Here is an 18,028-nt window from a genome sequence, read left to right as displayed (position 1 = left end):
GCTATAACGTCATGACGACGCGCAACATCAACAACACGAACACCGGGCTGAAAGCTTTCCGCTACAATCCGAGCCTTAACGTCATCCGGCCAACGCCGATTTCCCCGGCGCGGCTCGACAACTTCGTAGCGACCCACAAATCCATCTTCTGCCATGCAAATCTCCAGTTAGTCCTGGAAACCTTCTCGCACACGCAGCAAGCCTCAAAATATAGCCAATCCAATGGGGCGGAGACGGCGCTTACGACGCCGCCGGTTTCGTATGCCGGTAAGCGCAAAGACCTCAATTGGGCGTAGGCGAACCTGAGTGCCGATGCTTGCGGGAGGTTCAGGACAACCCAGCCGTCTAGGAGATCTCTTAGCCGTCCGGGTTTCGAAGTGCCGTAGACCGACTTCAGCCAAAGTGCCCAGATTCTACCCTCATTCGACAAGCCGAATGGCGCCGGGATTGTTGATCTGGTTGTTCGCCAGCTCTGACTTGCAATCCAGCTTGAACGTGCTGTTGCCGGTCATGGTGATCTGCTGAGCAATGATGCGGATGCATTCGCCAGTTGTTGCGCCGTTGCCGGCATACTGGATTTCTGCGGCCGCCGGCATGTAGATAATGCCGTTTAGGTGCGAACTACTGTTGCCATTGATGATTGCTGAAGCTGTGTTGCGGCGGTCGGCGACGATAGAGAATCCTGCCCATGCACCCGAATTTGGTGCGGTCACGTTGAAGGTCGACCCGCCATGGATGTCAATTTCGGCGCCGTTCAGCAGGAAGAATGTTACCCCATCGCCGGTGACGACCGATGTGGCGTCGAACTTCAGCTTGTCGCCGTCGATCAGGTAGTTGCCGGGTTGCAGCGTCACTTTGCCCTTGATTTCGAGGCCATTGTACGTCCCCGGCTTAAGCGCCACGGCATATCCTGTGGGAGGCTTGCTTGGCGTCTTGCCCGTGCCGTTGCAGGTGCCGCCGCCGCCGCCGCCGCCAACAAAGTTCTGTCCGCATCCCGACAGATCCACCCATTGTCCGGCCGTCGGCATCGTCTTGCGCGTGAAGGGGTCGATTGCCGCAGAGGTTTTTTCGCGCGGTTTGCCGCATGCGAGGTCGATGCTGCTCGGCGACGCCGAGACTTCGCCCGGCGTATAAAGACATTCCGTCTTCAGGGTTCCCGACCCGCTGACATAGATGGCTTCGTTGCTGCGTGAGTTTGCGGTGATAGAGCATCCCGACGTATCGACCTTGGAACTGCCGCTAACCTCAACCGCGCGGTCAGCCGTCGGATTCAGCGCGAGAATGCAGGCTTGGGTGCCCGTCTCGTACGAGGCGCTGCTGCGGCGGGAGATCGGAAACGATAGACGGGCCAAGAACACCGGCTGATAGTTGAACGCATAGTCAGCCGCCGCCGTGATCTGCTGTCCCACCTGGGAATAGCCGATGTGCAGGGATGGGGCCGCCGCCGCGTCCCAATTTACGGAGATCATTGCATTTGCCAGCTGGGTGGCTTCGGCCTCGCTGTGGCCTTCGCCGTAGAGCCGCACCGCCGCAAGCGCGGCGCTGTCCAACGACTCTTGCAACTTGGTAGCCTCCAAATTGGCATTGGTGAAATCGACCGCGACGGAGGCCGCCCCGAGCAGCGGAACCATTGCTAGCGCGGTCAGGATTGCGAAGTTACCGCCATTGTCGCGAACAAATCGATGAGCATGCCGACTGAGAAGTTCACGCATTTCTTGCCCCAGATCCGATTAAATCTCTGAGACATTATTAGTTGCTAATAATATAGGATTGATTGCTTCATCTATTCGAATTGTACTAATCTAGGGTATTGGACCGAGAGCGTGCAGGCGGACCACGGATGCACATCGGAGTACTCCTCACTTTCGAGTAGGCGCGGTTGTTAGTTGGCCGCTGCATTGCCGACGCGTTTGCCGGCGTTCTGCGTGGCATTCACAGTGTTTGCTGCATCACGGCCAACCCCTTTTATAGTGTTTGCGCAGGAGGCAAGGGCGAGCATCACCATGCATGTAGCTGTTAGCGTGGATACGAATTTCATTTTTTTATCCTTTGCCGGGGGAGGGCGTTCTGGCTCCCTGGCTTGTCCAGGGAGTTTGTTCGCCGAGCAAACCTTCACGAAGGCACACCGCTGCGACCCGCGAGCCTTTTTTCGCTGCCTTCGCAACCAGGTCCAACGTTCGAATTGGGCGCGCGTTTCAATCGAGAAACACTCAGCGGACGAAAGGGTTCCCTTGGTCGTACGCATCCTGAAAGGCGCTTTGCGAGGCGTCAGGATGACGCGGCGGCTACGAGATCGATGCGTAGAGGCTGAGAAGTCCGGTTTTGTCGGAAGACGCGAACTAATTGCTCGAAGCGAGGCCCCTGGCCAACTCTTTCGCGAGGTCGGGAAGTTGTGCTCGCATTTGGGGAACAAGGCAACCTCCGCGAACGCCGCTGTTTGGGCTGACGTCGGCCGAAAAGGCCGGGACGAAACATCGTACCGACCTTCCTCGACCGTCTCTACGACCGCTGCCAGTACATCCGTGGTCAGCTGTCAGAGACGAATTCCGTAAGGCAAGTGTAACGCATGCGGTCGGACCGTCAAGTAGGAGTGATGCCACCACGCATCGACGACTAGCTCGGGACTTCCGGTGGCGGCATCCACCCGCGCGCCTCGAACTCCGCAAGGATGTCTTCCCACGTAGACCTCGGAATGCCCTCGAGTTCACAATGCACATTGCTCGCAACGAGCAGTCACACATTTGATCATATCTCGGTGGTCTTTGCATCGTTGTGTGGAGATCAAAGCGCCATGCAACGCCGAGTGCCTTGGCCAGAAACCTCACGTCGATCGGAACGTGGGCTCAGGGGAGACTCTAAGCGGTATCGGGAGAGCCGACGGGCCTAGAAGTCTCCTCAGAACGCCACCTTAGATGGGACTGGATAATCCTCTTCGGCAGCGAGTGAAGTATAGGGCTCCCGGGCGTATTTGGTAGAAATTTCTTAGCTGGCGTCAATCTCGAGCTTGGGCATGGCGCTCATCACCGCAACGAACCTCGCGCGATCAGCCAAGTGCACCACACCGATAAGGCAAACGGAAAGGCCATGGTCCAAGCCGGCATGTCAATTATGAATAGGACGAAACAGGAGAGCCTTCCAAGCGCCGCCAAAATATCTTTGATCAAAAGGGACACCAACGTGCAGTTTTTATCACGTTAACACTCGCTGGTTGAGGAGAAATTCCAAGCTTGTCTCCAACCTGACGGCCGGCGATCCGGGCAGCTGAACCTGCTCTGCCATTGTGTTGATCAAAAGCGTGGCTTGGAGTGGGGGGAACTTCTGGGTCATTCCTGCGTTCGGGTCATTGCACGAAGAGGAGATCACAGGTGTCAGACGACAAGAGTAAACGAGGCGCTGCGGACCGCAACCGGGTCTCAGCGAGTGAGCCCTACGAGGTGGCGTACTTTGCTAAGAAACACGGCATCTCTAGCGATGATGCAAAGCGCATAATTAAGCAGCACGGATCTGACCGTGACTCGGCTGACAGGGCAGCTTCGAAGCTCAAATAGTCGAGTTCCCGCGAATGAGCGGTCGAACATCAACCCACGCATACCACGGTCGTCCTTGGTTCACGCCAATGCTGATAAGAATCCGACATTTCCGTGGAACCGGATCAATGACATATACGTTCCCACCGGAGGTAAACCAGCGAGTATCTACAATGCCATATGAAGCGGGGATGCAGTTGGTGTTCGATCTGGTCGAACGCACGGTTGTCGTGAGTTTTCGAAACAATGTGACGATGCTTGGCCCCTTTGCTAACCAAAAGACCGCAATTCGTGCTGGTGAGCAATACTGTCGTGACCACGGCTGGCACGACAGCCAACCGGGAACCGCACTACCGTCAGCTCCAATTTAATCAGCTATGTCTTAGTTAATTGCTTGCCCGAGAATAGAGCGTAGGGTGTGGGACATCGGCCCCACGGTCTAATGGTAGAGGTCGCTTGAGAGATATCACTTGCTCTTGCCGTTCAACGGAGGAGCATTTGATGCTGCAATCCCTTATTTCCCTTTCCGATTCCGAAATCGAACTCGTGACTAAGGCTGTCCGCGAGTGGTACCGCTCGCGTCACTGCGATATCGATAGCGCCGAGGGGCGTAGAGCTCTCACCTTAGCGGTCGATCTGGTCCAGTCAAAGCAGGCCGAGGACTGCCTTCTCCGGGAATTGACCCACCGACTTGCCCCGCTCGGGGATACTCCGGTGCATCTGACACAATGAGGCGATCCATGACCAGAAGCGAACGCCGCGATAAGTTCGAAGAAACCAACCAAGTCGCCATTGCACTCATCGCTGCTCAACGCGCCGCACGTAACGCGAAGACAGCTCGTCTCCGTGCAATCAGGCTGGCAGCGGAGGCCGATGACGGTGCGGCTAGTGCAGCTGATGCCGCTCGTCCTGCCAAAAGGAATCCCCAAATTGTAAAAGGGGACTGAGTTTCAGCCCCTTCTGCTTCGGCCGAAATGACAACGTCTCCTTGTGGCGGCGCAAAGCCGCCTGCTCAGCGGACATTGAGGTGACCCATCACAAAGCGGGGGACGTGTGTGTACGGTCCGGCGTTTTACACCCCCACTGATCTATTCAATGGCGCGCTAGCGTTTCAAAACCCCGCCGGGGTTACCCGGCGAGGTCTGGGGGTGACACGCTGCAATGAATTTGCTCACGGTTCTCGAAGCTTCCCAAGCTGAAGCTTTTAGTCCTCCAGCCATCGTTCGTCGTCAAGCCCTCGTCGGGAGCGCTGTTCGTCTTGGGTCAAAGTGAGGGGACGACGGTAAAAGTCCAATGAAATCAATCCAAGCAATTTCCCCCAACCAGGTCCGATTATCATTGTTTTTACTTTGAAATCTTCGATTTTTGACGACCCTGCAGGGGTCGCCAGTAGTTAGGTATTTATTTATAATATCTGTTCTGGACCTGTTAATTCCGGGTCGCTCTTGCAAGTGTCTCTTGCTTCCCCGGTGCGCGTTTCAGCGATCGCCAAGGCGTTGCCGTGCCGCACCGAACTGGAGTGACGATCGCCATCGGCAAGTTGCCTGAGCGGCTCCCGGCGGGGAACGAACTTAAGGCTCGATCGTTGACCTCCCAGACACAAACAAATGGAGCAAATGCGATGGGTATCGAGCAGGCCACCACTGAAAAGGGCAGGCAATCTGCCCGCGGACTGAGAAAGAGCGCTGCAAAGGAAGAAAAGAAAGTCGAAGCTCGGACCTGGCAAAAGGGGCAGATCGTTTTGAGGAGCGTTCGAAAAGCTCCGATGGCAAGAGCGCGGGAGACAAGCAGGGCCTCTGAAAGGGTCGGCAGCTGTGCCAAGAAAACCCCGCCACACGGCGGGGGCTATATAGCGCGCGAGAGTGCAAATGGTCCGTTACGAACCAGGCGACGGTCAAACCTCGCGATACAACACCTCACGATACAGACAGGGCCAAGACAAATACCGCGGCCCAGATGAGTGCGGACAACTCAACGGCTACCAAAAAACCAACAGCACGATCGCTCATGATAACCTCCTCAGGCAACCTCCATTGCCTTCAGGAAACGTTTGCCTGCGCACAATTGTTCCACCGCACGCGATTTGGATTTGCTCGCGGGCCGATCACCTCACGTGCTAGGTCACCGAATAGACGAAAACCGCCTTGTATACCGCAATAGAGCCACCAACAGCGGTGATCGCTGCCAGGACCATTGCCAGCAAAAGAATGGCCTTCGTGCCCCGGCCGGTCGGCCGTTGTGCCCGATCTCTCTCATCAATTCCCACTGTAACGCCTTTCAGGCTGTCGTGCATCACCAGCCGATATAAGGGACCCGCAGCCACGCGCCAAGCATTCGCGTATCGTGCCGTTAAAGCCCTGATGGGACCATTTGGGGTTCAAACTCCTTATTTCGTTGCACTTCCCCGAGCACACGGATCGCGACGGCGATTTTAGGTCCGTGCAATGCCTTAAATTGCAGGAGTTGCGATGCAACAGGGGATATGGTGCAAGGGTGCATCCGCTTGCCGGATCTGGAGACATGATGTTTCTGGCGCCCCGTTGATTTCGGTCAGCGGGGCTTTCTTGAGCGCCTTACTTGTCTTTTTTTCCAAGTGTGAGCGGGCTGCTTGCCTGCTTGACCTGCGCACCCTGCGCCGCGTGGGGCGCGGCAGCCGACTTGTCTTTCTTCGGCTTTCGCGTTTCGCGATTACTTCTAACTTGACCCTTTGCCATAGTAGCCTCCTTGCTCCGGTCGAGACCAAATGGAAACGACGACGCTCCTAGGGGTGGCCTAAGCGGGAACAAAAGCAAGGAATTTTTTCGGCCTTCCGCCCACAGGGAGAGACTCTGACCACAAGAGGTCGTTCGCGATCACCCTTTGTGCTGCTGCCCGGAACCGCTTGTTGCGCCGCCTTGTTTGCCGCGGCTGGACATTGCCGCAGACTCTCTCCAACACTTGGCAGAGCCGTGAAGCCAGTCGTCGCCAAAGGAGGCTGGGGCTTTTACGGAAAACCAACGGGCGAGGGTAGACATGGTCGACAGACTGAAGGGCAAGATTGCCATTATCTCCGGCGGGGCGACCGGCATGGGCGGAGCGGCATCCCGGCTGTTTGCAGCGGAGGGCGCCAAGGTGGCGATCATAGACCGCAACGAGCCGGCCGCGCGGGAGACCGTGCAAGCCATTCGGGATGCCGGTGGTATTGCCGATCATTGGGTTGCCGACGTGTCGGACGAAGCGGCCGTCATTAACGCGGTCAAAGGCGTCGAGGAGCGGTTCGGCTCCGTGACGGTCCTTTTCAACCATGCGGGCACGATCGTTATCAAGCCTTTCCTGGAGACCACCCTTGAGGAGTGGGAATGGCTGCATGCGGTCAACGTGCGTTCAATGTTCCTGATGACGCGGGCGGTGCTGCCCGGCATGATTGCGGTCGGTGGTGGGTCCATTGTCTGCACGTCCTCGATTTCCGCTGTTGCCGCAACCCCGATGGAAGTCCTTTATGACACCACGAAGGGCGCGGTTCACATGTTTGCCCGGGCGATCGGCGTCGAGTTCCGGGACCGCAACATCCGCTGCAATGCGGTATGCCCCGGCTTTATCCGTACGCCGCACGGTCTGCGAGAGGTGAGCGAGCTGCAGGCGCTGGGCGTTGATGTATCGGATGCCGCGATCATCGCGCAGCAGGGGCGCATCGGCGAGCCAGAGGACGTGGCGCGGGCGGCGCTCTATCTTGCCAGCGACGAGTCGATCTTCGTCAATGGCGCGCATCTGTTTGTCGATAACGGGTTCACAGCGATCTAACAGGGTGCGACGGGCGTGTGGACTGCCGAGTCAGGAAAGGGCCGAGGTGGCAAGCCTCGGCCCTTTGCGTTCGGGCTGCCAGACTTTTCCCGCGAGCGAGGTCGTCGCTTATTTGGCGGTCTTCGTTGCGTGCCGGCGGCCCTTGCCGATATCCGGCAGGAAGATGGTCAACAGGCCGAGCAGCGGCAGATACGAGCAGATGCGATAGACGAACTCGATGCCCATCCGGTCCGCCACCATGCCGAGACCGGCCGCTCCAATGCCGCCGATCCCGAAGGCGAAGCCGAAGAACAGTCCGGCGATCATGCCGACGCGGCCGGGCACCAGTTCCTGCGCGAAGACGACGATCGCGGAAAAAGCCGATGCCAGGATCACGCCGATCAGGAAGGTGAGCAAGATAGTCCAGGTGTAGTCTGCATAAGGCAAGGCAAGCGTGAAGGGCAGGGCGCCGAGAATCGAGAACCAGATCACGAACTTGGTGCCGAACCAATCGACGATTGGTCCGCCTGCCACCGTGCCGATGGCAACCGCGCCGAGGAACACGAAGAGCAGGATCTGCGCCTCCTGCACCGAAACGTGGAAGCGTTCGATCATGTAGAAGGTGTAGTAGCTCGAAAGGCTCGTCATGTAGACGTATTTCGAAAAGACCAGCACCGCGAGGATGCCGATTGCCATGACGACCTTCCGGCGCGGCAACTGCACGGCAGCGACTGCGCTCTTGCGACCCGCGTTTGTCTTGCGGTGGTTCGCGTACCATGCGCCGACACGCCAGAGAATGATCATGCCGGTGAGGGCTGCGAGCGAGAACCAGGCCACGCTCTGCTGGCCGCGCGGCAGAACGATGAAGGCTGCAAGCAAGGGGCCGATCGCCGATCCGAAGTTTCCACCCACCTGAAACAGCGATTGTGCAAGGCCGTGACGCCCGCCGGACGCGAGACGGGCGACGCGCGATGATTCGGGATGGAATACCGCAGAGCCGAGGCCGATCACGCCGGCGCCGATCAACAACACCCAGTATGCGTGCGCATAGGCAAGCAGGACAAGGCCGATCAGGGTGAAGCCCATGCCGATGGAAAGGGAGTAAGGCAGCGGGCGCTTGTCGGTGTAGATACCGATCAGGGGCTGCAGGAGCGAAGCCGTGACTTGGAACACAAGCCCGAGGAAGCCGATTTGAGTGAAATCGAGTCCGTAGGCGCCTTTGATCATCGGATAGAGGGCCGGGATCAACGACTGCATCGTGTCGTTGAGAAGGTGACAGAAGCTCACAGCCATTATGATGCTGAAAACTGTCTGTTCCGCAGAGTGCCTCTCTGCCGTCATTGCGCTGTCTGTCACGATTTTACTCCGTCGTTTGACGATCTCGGAATAGACGACTTGCTGTCGTCCCGCTTTCGTGTTTTGGTCTTGTTGTTTCGCAAGTGGGCCAAATGAGATGAAGACTGCGCAGAAACAGTCGATGAGCGAATTGTCCAAGTTCCATTTGGAGCGATTGGCTGCAATCGAAGCCGCGTCCGAGCCGGTCTACGCAATCCCTTCTGAATACCCGGCCGGCTATCACGTCGCGGCCCACAGCCACAGCCGCGCGCAGTTTGTCTACGCCCGCGCGGGCGTCGTCATGGTTTCATCCAGTCAAGGTCGATGGATGGTGCCACCGGAACATGCGCTCTGGATTCCTGCAGGTCTCGAGCATTCCGTCGACATGCTGGGCGATGTCACAATGCTGTCCGCCTATGTCGCGTCCGGCGCATCGGCCGATGGGCCAACGGCCATACGCGTCGTGGTGCTGACCGACCTTGCCCGCGCACTGATCGTGGAAGCCGTCGCGCCACACAGTCACGCTTATGGATCCGAGCGGCAGCGGCTCATTATGGCGTTGCTTCTGGAGGAGGTGTTGAGGCTACCGGACCGTCCCTTGGGCCTGCCATTTCCTGCCGATCAGCGATTGGCCGCGCTCTGCCGCGGTTTCATGGAAAACCCCACCGCACGGCTGGTGATCGACGATTGGGCGCAGCGACTGGCGATGAGCCGACGCGCCTTCACCCGGGCGTTCCGAAGCGAAACGGGAATCAGCCTCTCGACATGGCGGCAGCAGGCGACGGTGTTCACTGCCTTGCCCCGCCTCGCCGCCGGCGAATCGGTCACGGCCGTAGCGCTCGATCTCGGATATGACAGCGTTGCCGCTTTCACGACAATGTTCAGACGCATGCTGGGCGCCGCACCGCGTACCTATTTCAGGTCGCCCGAACTGTCGTAAATTCCGTGCCCCGCCTTCTCGTCAATGTCGATCCCTTTGGGGGAGGCGCGGTATCGTTCGCGCTCGTCGGTGAAACCTCGGCAGCATTTACAAATGCGTCGGATTGGTAATTGCATATGAAAACAGAGCGATGTGAGCGGGATTGCTGTTCGGCGCAAGAAAAGGGGCGATTGATCGACACCTTTGCGCCACATCGGACGGAATTCCTTGGCCAAGCCGTTGAGCATGCGCGATGCTGGTAGCACGGCATGGCTCCGGCCAGGCTCCCGGAGCCAAATTTGACGTAGGCAAAGCCCACTTTTAGGACCTGATGCATGTTTTTGACGGAAGAAGAGCTTATCGATATCAAGCAGTTTCGGCGCGATCTTCATCAGAATCCCGAGGTGTCCGGGGAGGAGGCTGAAACGGCACACCGCGTCCTGCAGGCGTTGCTGCTGACAAAGCCCGACCGCATCGTCCCGGACCTCGGCGGGCATGGACTTGCGGCAGTTTATGCCGGCGGGATCGCCGGGCCAACCGTCATGATCCGCGCCGAGCTGGATGGGCTTCCGATCGAAGAAATCTCCGATATTGCCCATCGATCGACGGTTGCCGGCAAAGGTCACCTTTGCGGGCATGACGGGCACATGGCCATACTGATGGCACTGGCCAAGGGCCTTGGCCACAAGCGACCGGCGCAGGGCCGGGTCGTCCTGATGTTTCAGCCGGCGGAGGAAAATGGCGCCGGGGCTGCGGCGGTCTTGGCCGACCCGAAGTTTGCTGCGCTGAAACCTGACTTGGCGTTGTCGCTCCATAATTTCCCCGGTGTCAGGCTCGGTCAGGTGCTTTTGCGGGAAGGGCCCGTCAACTGCGCCTCACGCGGCATGAAGATCGTCCTCAAGGGCAAAACATCGCATGCCTCCTATCCGGAGGATGGCATAGCACCGACCTTTGCAGTGGCGCGGTTGCTCGGCGGACTGACGGCGCTTGGCATTAGTGCAGTCCTCGGGCCGGACTATACGCTCGTCACCGTCACGCATGCCCGCCTGGGCGAGCCTGCCTTCGGGATCAGCCCGGGCGAGGCTGAAATCTGGGCAACATTGCGAACATTGACGGACGAAAGGATGGCCGCGCTCGTGCATTGCGCGGAAACGCTTGTGCGCGAACAGGCGCGGGAGGCAGGCCTGCAGCTGGAGATCTCCTACGAGGATGTCTTCCGGCAGTGCTTCAATTCCGCAGAAGCCGTAGATGCACTGCGTCGTGCATTGGACGAGGAAGGCATAGCCGTTGACAGTGCAAGCGATCTCTTGCCGATGAAGGCATCGGAGGATTTCGGACTGTTTCGAACCGTGGCGCCGTCTGCGATGTTTTTTCTGGGGGCAGGCGAGGATCATCCGCGGCTGCACAATCCCGACTACGACTTCCCCGATGAACTGATTTCCATCGGCTCGCGTGTTTTCATGCGCGCTATCCGGAACGTTCTCGGGTGAACTGACACGTCGGACGGCAGGTCCCGAGAGCGTTGAAATCACGCGCGGAGCGCGTTTTTCCCTTTCCTGCGCAGGGCGATGGGCCTATCTACCGATTGCACGGACCGGATGCCACAGAGGTTGCTCCGTTTGTCAGTGTGCTCGCATGCTTTGCATTTCACATTGGCAGTTGGATGACAGCGATAGATACGACCGAGAAGAATGGCGATGTGCAAAGCGCACGCCGGGCAAAGATCGTGGCGCTGGTCGTTGCCGTCTCCTTCTTCATGCAGATTCTCGACGGAACGATCGTCACCACGTCGCTGCCGCAGATGGCGGCGAGCTTCGGCGTTCAGCCGGTGTCGATGAGTATCGGCATTACCGTCTACATGCTGACCATGGCGGCCTTCATCCCGCTCGCCGGCTGGCTCGGCGACCGTTACGGGGCAAGGCGCGTTTTCATGACGTCGATCGCCGTGTTCACGGCTGCCTCCCTGTTTTGCGGGCTTTCCAACGGGCTGATCGAATTCGTTATTGCGCGCGCCGTCCAGGGTGCCGGCAGTGCCCTGATGACGCCGGTCGGCCGTATCATCGTCCTGAAGAATGCGCGCAAGTCGGAACTCGTTCAGGCAATCGCGCTCATTACCTGGCCAGCTCTGACGGCGCCGGTCATCGGCCCGCTGTTGGGCAGCGTCATTACGACCTATGCCAGCTGGCACTGGAACTTTCTGATCAACCTGCCGATCGGAGCTGTCGGTATGGCGCTGGTCTGGCGCTTCGTCCCTGAGCAGCGCGAAGAGGATGCAGGCAGGCTCGACCTGCGCGGCTTCGCTCTCAGTGCCACCGGTCTGACGCTTCTGCTTGCTGCGCTTGAGCTGTCGGTGAAATGGCATGGCGGCCTCTTGCCTGTCCTGGCCATGCTTGCGGCAGGCATGGTGCTGTCGTACAGGGCGACGCGACACTTCCTGCGGGTCGACAAGCCACTCCTCGATCTTTCGGCTTTCAAGGTGCACACCTATGCCGTCGCGACGCTGTCGGCGGGCACGGCCAGTCGGGTCGCGATCAATGCCACACCGTTCCTGCTGCCACTGCTCTTTCAGCTTGGCTTCGGCCTGAGTTCGATCGAGGCAGGCGCCTATCTGCTCGTCTATTTCCTTGGCAATCTTGGCATGAAGGCGGTGACCACTCCGCTGCTTTCCAGGCTGGGATTCCGCGCGGTACTTTGCTTCAACGGCCTGATTGCAGCACTATCCATCGCCGCCTGCGGCTTTCTTTCGCCGGAAACACCGCGTGTTGTCATCTATGTGCTGCTTCTGACCGCCGGTCTTTCGCGCTCCATGGAATTTACGGCACTCAATACGCTGGCCTTTGCCGATATCAATCCGGCGCAGCGCAGTTCCGCCTCGACCTTGTCGAGCATGCTGCAACAGGTCTCGATGCTGCTCGGCGTTGCGATCGCCGCTGCCGTGCTCAACATTTCGGTCGCGTTTCGCGGTCTGGACAATCCAGGACTGGCGGATTTCCGCTGGGCGTTCCTCGTCATCGGAGCAATCGGCGTGGTGTCGTCGCTGCGCTTCCTGCAACTTGCACCGGACGCGGGCGCGGAGGTTTCGGGACACCGGTTGCGGCGGTGAGCTTGGCGGACCCGACCCATGCGATCGCTCTACCGGGTAGCCCGATTTCGGCATCGCCAGGTCACGGCCGAAGTGTTATCGACGGCAGGCGAATGTGAACGGGTGGGCTCGACTTCTCATGCTTCGCCTTTCTGTCGCCTTTCTTTCCTATGAAAAGCAAGCCTTCAACCTCATATAGCAAACCCAAGCGGGGACATTTTGCGGCTGACACGTATTCTGCTTCGGACCTTTCTGTTTCTCTCGCTGGCGGCAGCCAGCGCAACCCTTATCCACGCGCAGACGCTACAGCCGCAGGCGGTGCAAGTTCAACCGCCGCAGGAATCCGCAGAACCGGCACCCCTTGCCAACCCTGCCGTCGAGCAGGCGGCAAAGGATGTGGAGAAGGCCAAGAGCGCGCTCGCGTCCCTGCAGGATGGCGTGAAGCAGAATGGCGAAGATGACGACGCGCTCGTCACGCTGAATGGCAAGGCCGACCAGCTTGGACGCGCTGTCGCTGGCATTTCGAGCGGATTCGGTCCGCGCCTGGATCAGATCAAGGCGCGTCTTGCGGAACTCGGCGAGCCGCCCAAGGAAGGGCAACCGGCCGAGGCGGAGATTGTCGCCAACGAGCGCAATGCGCTGACGGCTGAACGCGCGCAGATCAACGCCGTGAAGGGCGATGCCGAAAGCCTGTCTGCCGCCATCGGAAAGCTCGGCAACCAGATTGCCGAGATCCGTCGCCAGCTCTTCGCTGCGACACTCCTGCGTCGAACAGACATTTCCGGCTCCGTCATTGACGACGCAACCAGTGCATTCGTCCAGGAGGCCGGTGAGTTCTGGCAGGCGTTGACAAGCTGGCTGGGGTTCGTTCTGAAATTCAAGGCGCTGGCATTCGCGGCGGCGATCTTCATGTCGCTGGCGACGGCGCTCATCTTGCTATCGGGGAGCTATCGTCTGTTCGGGCACTACCTTCAGCGCAAGGAGACCGTGGAACAGCCGTCCTATATCAGCCGGCTTTCGATTGCCTTCTGGTCAACGCTGATCAGAACTATGTCGCTTGCTGCTCTGCTCGTCTCGTCCTATTTCTTCCTCAACAGTTTCAATGTTCTGAGGTCGGATATCGCGCCTGTCGTCGCGGCGCTTTTCGCTGCGATCGGGCTGGTCTACTTCGTTCGGCGGTTCAGCAACGCAGTCTTCGCTCCGAAAGAACCGCACTGGCGGCTCGTCAGGCTGTCCAACCGCGGCGCGAGCTCCATCGGCGCCTGCCTGCTGGCCATGGCAATCGTGCATGCGCTCGACTTTTTCTTCGGCAGTATCGGCGAGGCCATGGGGTCGCCGCTGGTCCTCACCGTCGTCAGAAGTCTGATCGCGGCGCTGATTATCGGCCTGATCCTGATCGCTGCGTCGTTCGGCCGGCCGATGCTTGCCAGGGACGGCGATCCCGACGCCCCCGGACGGCACTGGCCACGGGGGATGGCGATCATTCTTCGCGTGCTTGGTGCGGGGCTCATTGTGTCGGCATTGACGGGCTATGTCGGTCTGGCACGCTTCGTCGCGTCGCAGTTGATCGTCACGGGTGCGATTGGCGTCACGACCTATATCGGCCTGCTATCCGGCAAGGCGATATCGCGCAACGAAACCTTCGGCGATACTGCTCCGGGGCGGTTTATTGCGCGGCGTTTCAAGCTTGGGCCTGTTGCCATCGATCAGGTGGGGCTGCTGGTTGGTTTCTGCATCTATGGCGTCGCTTTGGCGGTGGGCATTCCGCTGATCCTGCTGCTTTGGGGCTTTCATGTGCAGGACCTGCAGCTGTTTGCCTACCGGCTCTTCACTGAGGTCAGGTTCGGCGGGATCAACATTTCGCTCGTCGGAATATTTACCGGCATTCTTCTGTTTGCCGGCGGATATCTCCTGACGCGATGGATCCAGGGGTGGCTCGACAGCAACATCATGGCGCGCAGCCATGTCGATCTCGGCGTACGCAATTCGGTGAAGACCGGAATCGGCTATCTCGGCGTGGGCATTGCGGCGCTGATCGGCGTTTCGTCTGCGGGTATCGATCTCTCCAACTTCGCGCTCGTCGCATCGGCGCTGTCGGTCGGTATCGGTTTCGGCCTGCAGAATATCGTGTCGAATTTCGTTTCCGGGCTGATCCTGCTGGTTGAGCGTCCGTTCAAGGTCGGGGACCATGTCGTTTCAGGCACGTCGGAAGGCATCGTCAAGCGGATCTCGGTGCGCGCCACGGAGATCGAGACCTTCCGTAAACAGTCGATCATCGTGCCGAACTCGGAGCTCATCAATGCTTCAGTCGGGAACTGGACACACCGAAACAGGATGGGCCGCTCCGAGATTCCGGTCTCCGTGAGCTACAACGCCGACCCGCAAAAGGTAATGGACATTCTGCTGGAACTCGTGAATGCGGTACCGCTTGTGCTGCGCAATCCGGAGCCGCACGTCGAGTTCCTGCGTTTCGGTCCCTATTCGCTTGATTTCGAGCTGCGTTTCATGCTCGGAGACATGGGCGATGGCATGAAGATCAGGAACGAGCTGCGCATTGCCATCCTCAAGCGCTTCAGGGCCGAAGGCATCGAAATTCCGCTTCCGCAAAGTGACGTCGTGTTCCATCGACCGCTCGATACGATCACGTCTGATGTTGCGGAGACCAAAGCCGCTGACGTCGCCGACGCGGGCGAAGCGGATGAACCGGCCGAAAGCGACAGCAGGGTGCGCCGGTTGCGAAGCAAGGTTGCCGACGGGGGTCGAGATCGGCAGTGACGGCAATCCTGGGGTTGCGAGGATGTCGACAACGAGATCGGCAAGCCATGCCTCAATCACTTGCTGGCGCATATAGTATTTTAATTATGTTTTTGAACAAAGTCAGGGCGGCCCTCGTGGCCGCCTTTTTGTTGGTTGCCGAGCATGTCGATTAATACTTATTCAAACCGAGTAATGTACCGATCTGGAGCAGGACATGGTTTCGCTAGAAGGTTTGGAAATGGCGTTTATGGGTATTTCGGGGATGCAGTATTCCAGTGGCATGTTTGCCGATGCACGTATTGTCCTGGCGGAAGATTCGAACGTTTTCACCTCGATGATCAGGAGCCGGCTGAAGGAACTGTTCGACATCGATGTCGAGATCTGCCGAAACTTCGAGGAGTTGCAGCTCTGTTACGACAAGTCTACGCATCCGATTACGCTTGCCATTTCGAACATCAACCTTCCAGGCGCGGAGAATGGCGAGGCACTCGAATATCTGGTCGACCTCAGCATCCCGACAATCGTCTTCACCGGCACTTTCCAGGCCGGCATGCGTGACAAGCTGATGGCCAAGGACATCGTCGACTACGTCCTGAAGGATAACGTCTTCGCCGTCGACCTGCTGGCGGAATCGATCTGCCGTTTCCTGACCAATCACCGTCACCACGTGTTGATCGTCGATGACAGCCCAACCGCGCGCGCGTTGCTGTCCAGCCGCCTGAAGCGCTACAATTTCCGGGTCAGCACCGCCGACAGCGGCTTGAAGGCGCTGGAGATCCTGAAAGCCAATCGGGACATCGGGCTGATGGTCACCGACTACAACATGCCTGACATCGATGGGTTCGAACTGACGCGGCGCATCCGGGCCAGCATCGGCTCGCACGAATTGCGCATCATCGGCGTATCGTCGTCTTCCAACCGGCTGCTCTCCGCGCGTTTCCTCAAGGCCGGCGGCAACGACTTCATGCTGCGGCCGTTCATCGACGAGGAGTTCTATTGCCGCGTCAACCAGAACCTGGATACGCTGTTGCAGATAAAGTCGATGCACAGCCAACAGGCCGTCGCCTGATACAGTGCGTCCTTTAGGCCGACATACAGGGCTGAACGCGGCGGGTTCACAGCGCCCGGTTTTTGCCCTTCGGATGGGTGTCGGTTGCCGGAGCCGATCCACAGGGGCTTGATTTCTGCAATTTACAGTGTTGCTTCCTGCTGTCTATCTTCACGCCGAGCGAGCTGTCGGATATCGTCAATGCCGCCGGCAGACGACTCGATTCGGGTTCCGGCACTCAGCGGGGCAGGGCTGGATGGTTTTTCAGGCGGAAAACAACCGATGGGGCGTGGGGTCGCGCTCTGGCGGCCACACGGTACTTTTGGTTGAAGATTCCCGGATGTTTTCGGCAGTTCTGGCGCATCGATTTCATGTCGAGCTCGGCTTGCACACCAAGACGTGCGCATCGCTGAAGGACCTTCGCGAGGTGCTTGCGCAGGATAGCAATGCCTACACCATGGCCATCGTCGATCTGACCTTGCCGGATTCGCCATATGGCGAGGCGCTCGATTGCGCGATGGAACATGGCATTCCGGTCATCGTGTTTACCGCGGCGTTTGACATCCAGACCCGCAATCGGATCATGGAGCGCAACGTCACCGACTATGTGCTCAAGGACAGCGAGTTCGCACTCGACAACCTGGTCGCGGCGGTTCGGCGCGCGATGACGAACAGGAAGACGCGTGTGCTTGTGGTCGATGACGTCGCTTCGGCGCGGCAGCTGCTTGTGGAGCTGCTGCTGGCGCAGCAATACATGGTCGTTGAAGCCTGCAGTGGCAAGGAGGCCATGTCGGCGCTGGAAGCCTATGGAGACATCGAACTGGTGGTCACCGATCACCACATGCCCGACATGAGCGGATACGAGCTGACGCGGCGGATACGCAAGCGCTTCGGCTCGGACAGGTTGAGGATCATCGGAGTGTCGTCGTCTGGTGACCGCATGCTCTCGGCGAGTTTTCTCAAGGCCGGCGCCTCGGATTTCCTCTATCGACCGTTCGTGGCGGAGGAGCTTCAATGTCGCATTGCCAACAACGTCGAGACGTTGACCCAGCTGAAGCAATTGCGGGCCGCCGCTGCACGCGACTATCTGACGGGGCTCTACAACAGGCGCTACTTCTACGACATTGGCCCCCAGCTCGTCACCGATTGCCTGCGGCAGAAGGCGGTAAGTTCTGTCGCCATATTGGATATCGACCACTTCAAGCGGCTTAACGACACCTATGGTCACGAAATCGGCGATACCGTGCTCAAGGCTGTCGCGGAGCGATTGGCGACTATCTTCGAAGGAAGCGACAACCTTCTTTCGCGTCTCGGCGGCGAAGAATTCGCCATTCTGTTTCCGATGATGGATTCCGTCGCAGCAACGAAATTATGCGATGAGATACGTGCGGATATTTCGCGTCTGAAGGTGACCGCGGACGACGAGGATCTGTCGGTGACGATATCGATCGGCGTGGCGGAAATATCGGACTACGAGACCTTCGACAACTACCTGAATGCTGCCGACCAATTTCTCTATATGGCAAAGCACAAGGGCCGCAATCTCGTCTACTCCGACGCGAAGCTGACGGGCGAGGCGGCCCAGTAGCCGCCCCTGCGGC

General features: G+C 58.8%; 16 protein-coding genes. 11 read left to right on the top strand and 5 right to left on the bottom strand.

Going from position 1 to position 18,028, the window contains the following annotated elements; all coding sequences use genetic code 11:
- The 3 genes from AC1D2R_RS20190 to AC1D2R_RS20180 all read right to left on the bottom strand — a co-directional run.
- A partial coding sequence (locus tag AC1D2R_RS20190) for a transposase (RefSeq protein WP_477969758.1) occupies positions 1–155 on the bottom strand: 155 nt, incomplete at its 3' end.
- Positions 156–419: 264 nt separating this feature from the next.
- Positions 420–1,712: a TadE/TadG family type IV pilus assembly protein gene (locus AC1D2R_RS20185; protein ID WP_477969729.1), complete on the bottom strand. Its 1,293-nt coding sequence runs from the start codon at positions 1,710–1,712 to the stop codon at positions 420–422.
- A gap of 170 nt (positions 1,713–1,882) precedes the next feature.
- On the bottom strand, positions 1,883–2,038 hold the full coding sequence (locus tag AC1D2R_RS20180; RefSeq protein ID WP_477969727.1) for an entericidin domain-containing protein: 156 nt from the start codon (positions 2,036–2,038) through the stop codon (positions 1,883–1,885).
- Positions 2,039–3,365: 1,327 nt separating this feature from the next.
- Here AC1D2R_RS20180 and AC1D2R_RS20175 point away from each other — a divergent pair.
- From AC1D2R_RS20175 to AC1D2R_RS20160, 4 genes are all read left to right on the top strand, one after another.
- On the top strand, positions 3,366–3,548 hold the full coding sequence (locus tag AC1D2R_RS20175) for a DUF3606 domain-containing protein (protein WP_477969725.1): 183 nt from the start codon (positions 3,366–3,368) through the stop codon (positions 3,546–3,548).
- A 152-nt stretch (positions 3,549–3,700) separates the two neighbouring features.
- Positions 3,701–3,898 (top strand): hypothetical protein, encoded by a 198-nt coding sequence (locus tag AC1D2R_RS20170; protein ID WP_477969723.1) that lies wholly within the window; start codon positions 3,701–3,703, stop codon positions 3,896–3,898.
- Between the two features lie 130 nt (positions 3,899–4,028).
- The gene (locus AC1D2R_RS20165; protein ID WP_477969721.1) at positions 4,029–4,259 is read left to right on the top strand and encodes a hypothetical protein; all 231 of its coding nucleotides are present in this window, start codon (positions 4,029–4,031) and stop codon (positions 4,257–4,259) included.
- A gap of 8 nt (positions 4,260–4,267) precedes the next feature.
- Positions 4,268–4,474, top strand: coding sequence for a hypothetical protein (locus AC1D2R_RS20160; protein ID WP_477969719.1), 207 nt, complete (start codon positions 4,268–4,270; stop codon positions 4,472–4,474).
- Positions 4,475–6,100: 1,626 nt separating this feature from the next.
- Here AC1D2R_RS20160 and AC1D2R_RS20155 read toward each other — a convergent pair.
- Positions 6,101–6,241, bottom strand: a complete 141-nt coding sequence (locus AC1D2R_RS20155) for a hypothetical protein (protein WP_477969717.1) — start codon at positions 6,239–6,241, stop codon at positions 6,101–6,103.
- 298 nt (positions 6,242–6,539) lie between these two features.
- On the opposite strand from AC1D2R_RS20155, the gene AC1D2R_RS20150 reads away from it, so the two are divergent.
- The gene (locus AC1D2R_RS20150) at positions 6,540–7,307 is read left to right on the top strand and encodes an SDR family NAD(P)-dependent oxidoreductase (RefSeq protein WP_477969715.1); all 768 of its coding nucleotides are present in this window, start codon (positions 6,540–6,542) and stop codon (positions 7,305–7,307) included.
- A gap of 108 nt (positions 7,308–7,415) precedes the next feature.
- Here the strand turns inward: AC1D2R_RS20150 and AC1D2R_RS20145 are convergent, their stop codons facing one another.
- A complete protein-coding gene (locus AC1D2R_RS20145) occupies positions 7,416–8,627 on the bottom strand; it encodes an MFS transporter (RefSeq protein WP_477969756.1) in 1,212 nt (403 codons plus the stop codon).
- Between the two features lie 136 nt (positions 8,628–8,763).
- On the opposite strand from AC1D2R_RS20145, the gene AC1D2R_RS20140 reads away from it, so the two are divergent.
- The 6 genes from AC1D2R_RS20140 (at position 8,764) to AC1D2R_RS20115 (ending at position 18,015) form a co-directional block, all read left to right on the top strand.
- Positions 8,764–9,561 (top strand): AraC family transcriptional regulator, encoded by a 798-nt coding sequence (locus AC1D2R_RS20140; protein WP_477969713.1) that lies wholly within the window; start codon positions 8,764–8,766, stop codon positions 9,559–9,561.
- 314 nt (positions 9,562–9,875) lie between these two features.
- The gene (locus AC1D2R_RS20135) at positions 9,876–11,030 is read left to right on the top strand and encodes an amidohydrolase (RefSeq protein WP_477969711.1); all 1,155 of its coding nucleotides are present in this window, start codon (positions 9,876–9,878) and stop codon (positions 11,028–11,030) included.
- A 173-nt stretch (positions 11,031–11,203) separates the two neighbouring features.
- The gene (locus AC1D2R_RS20130; protein WP_477969709.1) at positions 11,204–12,643 is read left to right on the top strand and encodes an MFS transporter; all 1,440 of its coding nucleotides are present in this window, start codon (positions 11,204–11,206) and stop codon (positions 12,641–12,643) included.
- 267 nt (positions 12,644–12,910) lie between these two features.
- Positions 12,911–15,397 carry a mechanosensitive ion channel domain-containing protein gene (locus AC1D2R_RS20125; protein WP_477969754.1) on the top strand — a complete coding sequence of 829 codons (2,487 nt, stop codon included), beginning with the start codon at positions 12,911–12,913 and terminating at the stop codon, positions 15,395–15,397.
- A gap of 220 nt (positions 15,398–15,617) precedes the next feature.
- The gene (locus AC1D2R_RS20120; protein ID WP_477969752.1) at positions 15,618–16,448 is read left to right on the top strand and encodes a response regulator; all 831 of its coding nucleotides are present in this window, start codon (positions 15,618–15,620) and stop codon (positions 16,446–16,448) included.
- Between the two features lie 235 nt (positions 16,449–16,683).
- Positions 16,684–18,015 carry a GGDEF domain-containing response regulator gene (locus tag AC1D2R_RS20115; protein WP_477969707.1) on the top strand — a complete coding sequence of 444 codons (1,332 nt, stop codon included), beginning with the start codon at positions 16,684–16,686 and terminating at the stop codon, positions 18,013–18,015.
- Positions 18,016–18,028 lie beyond the last annotated feature (13 nt).

This window comes from Rhizobium sp. P1_C7 (assembly GCF_056406295.1).
Note: the sequence above shows the minus strand (reverse complement) of the source record. Positions and strands in the feature narration are given on the sequence as shown.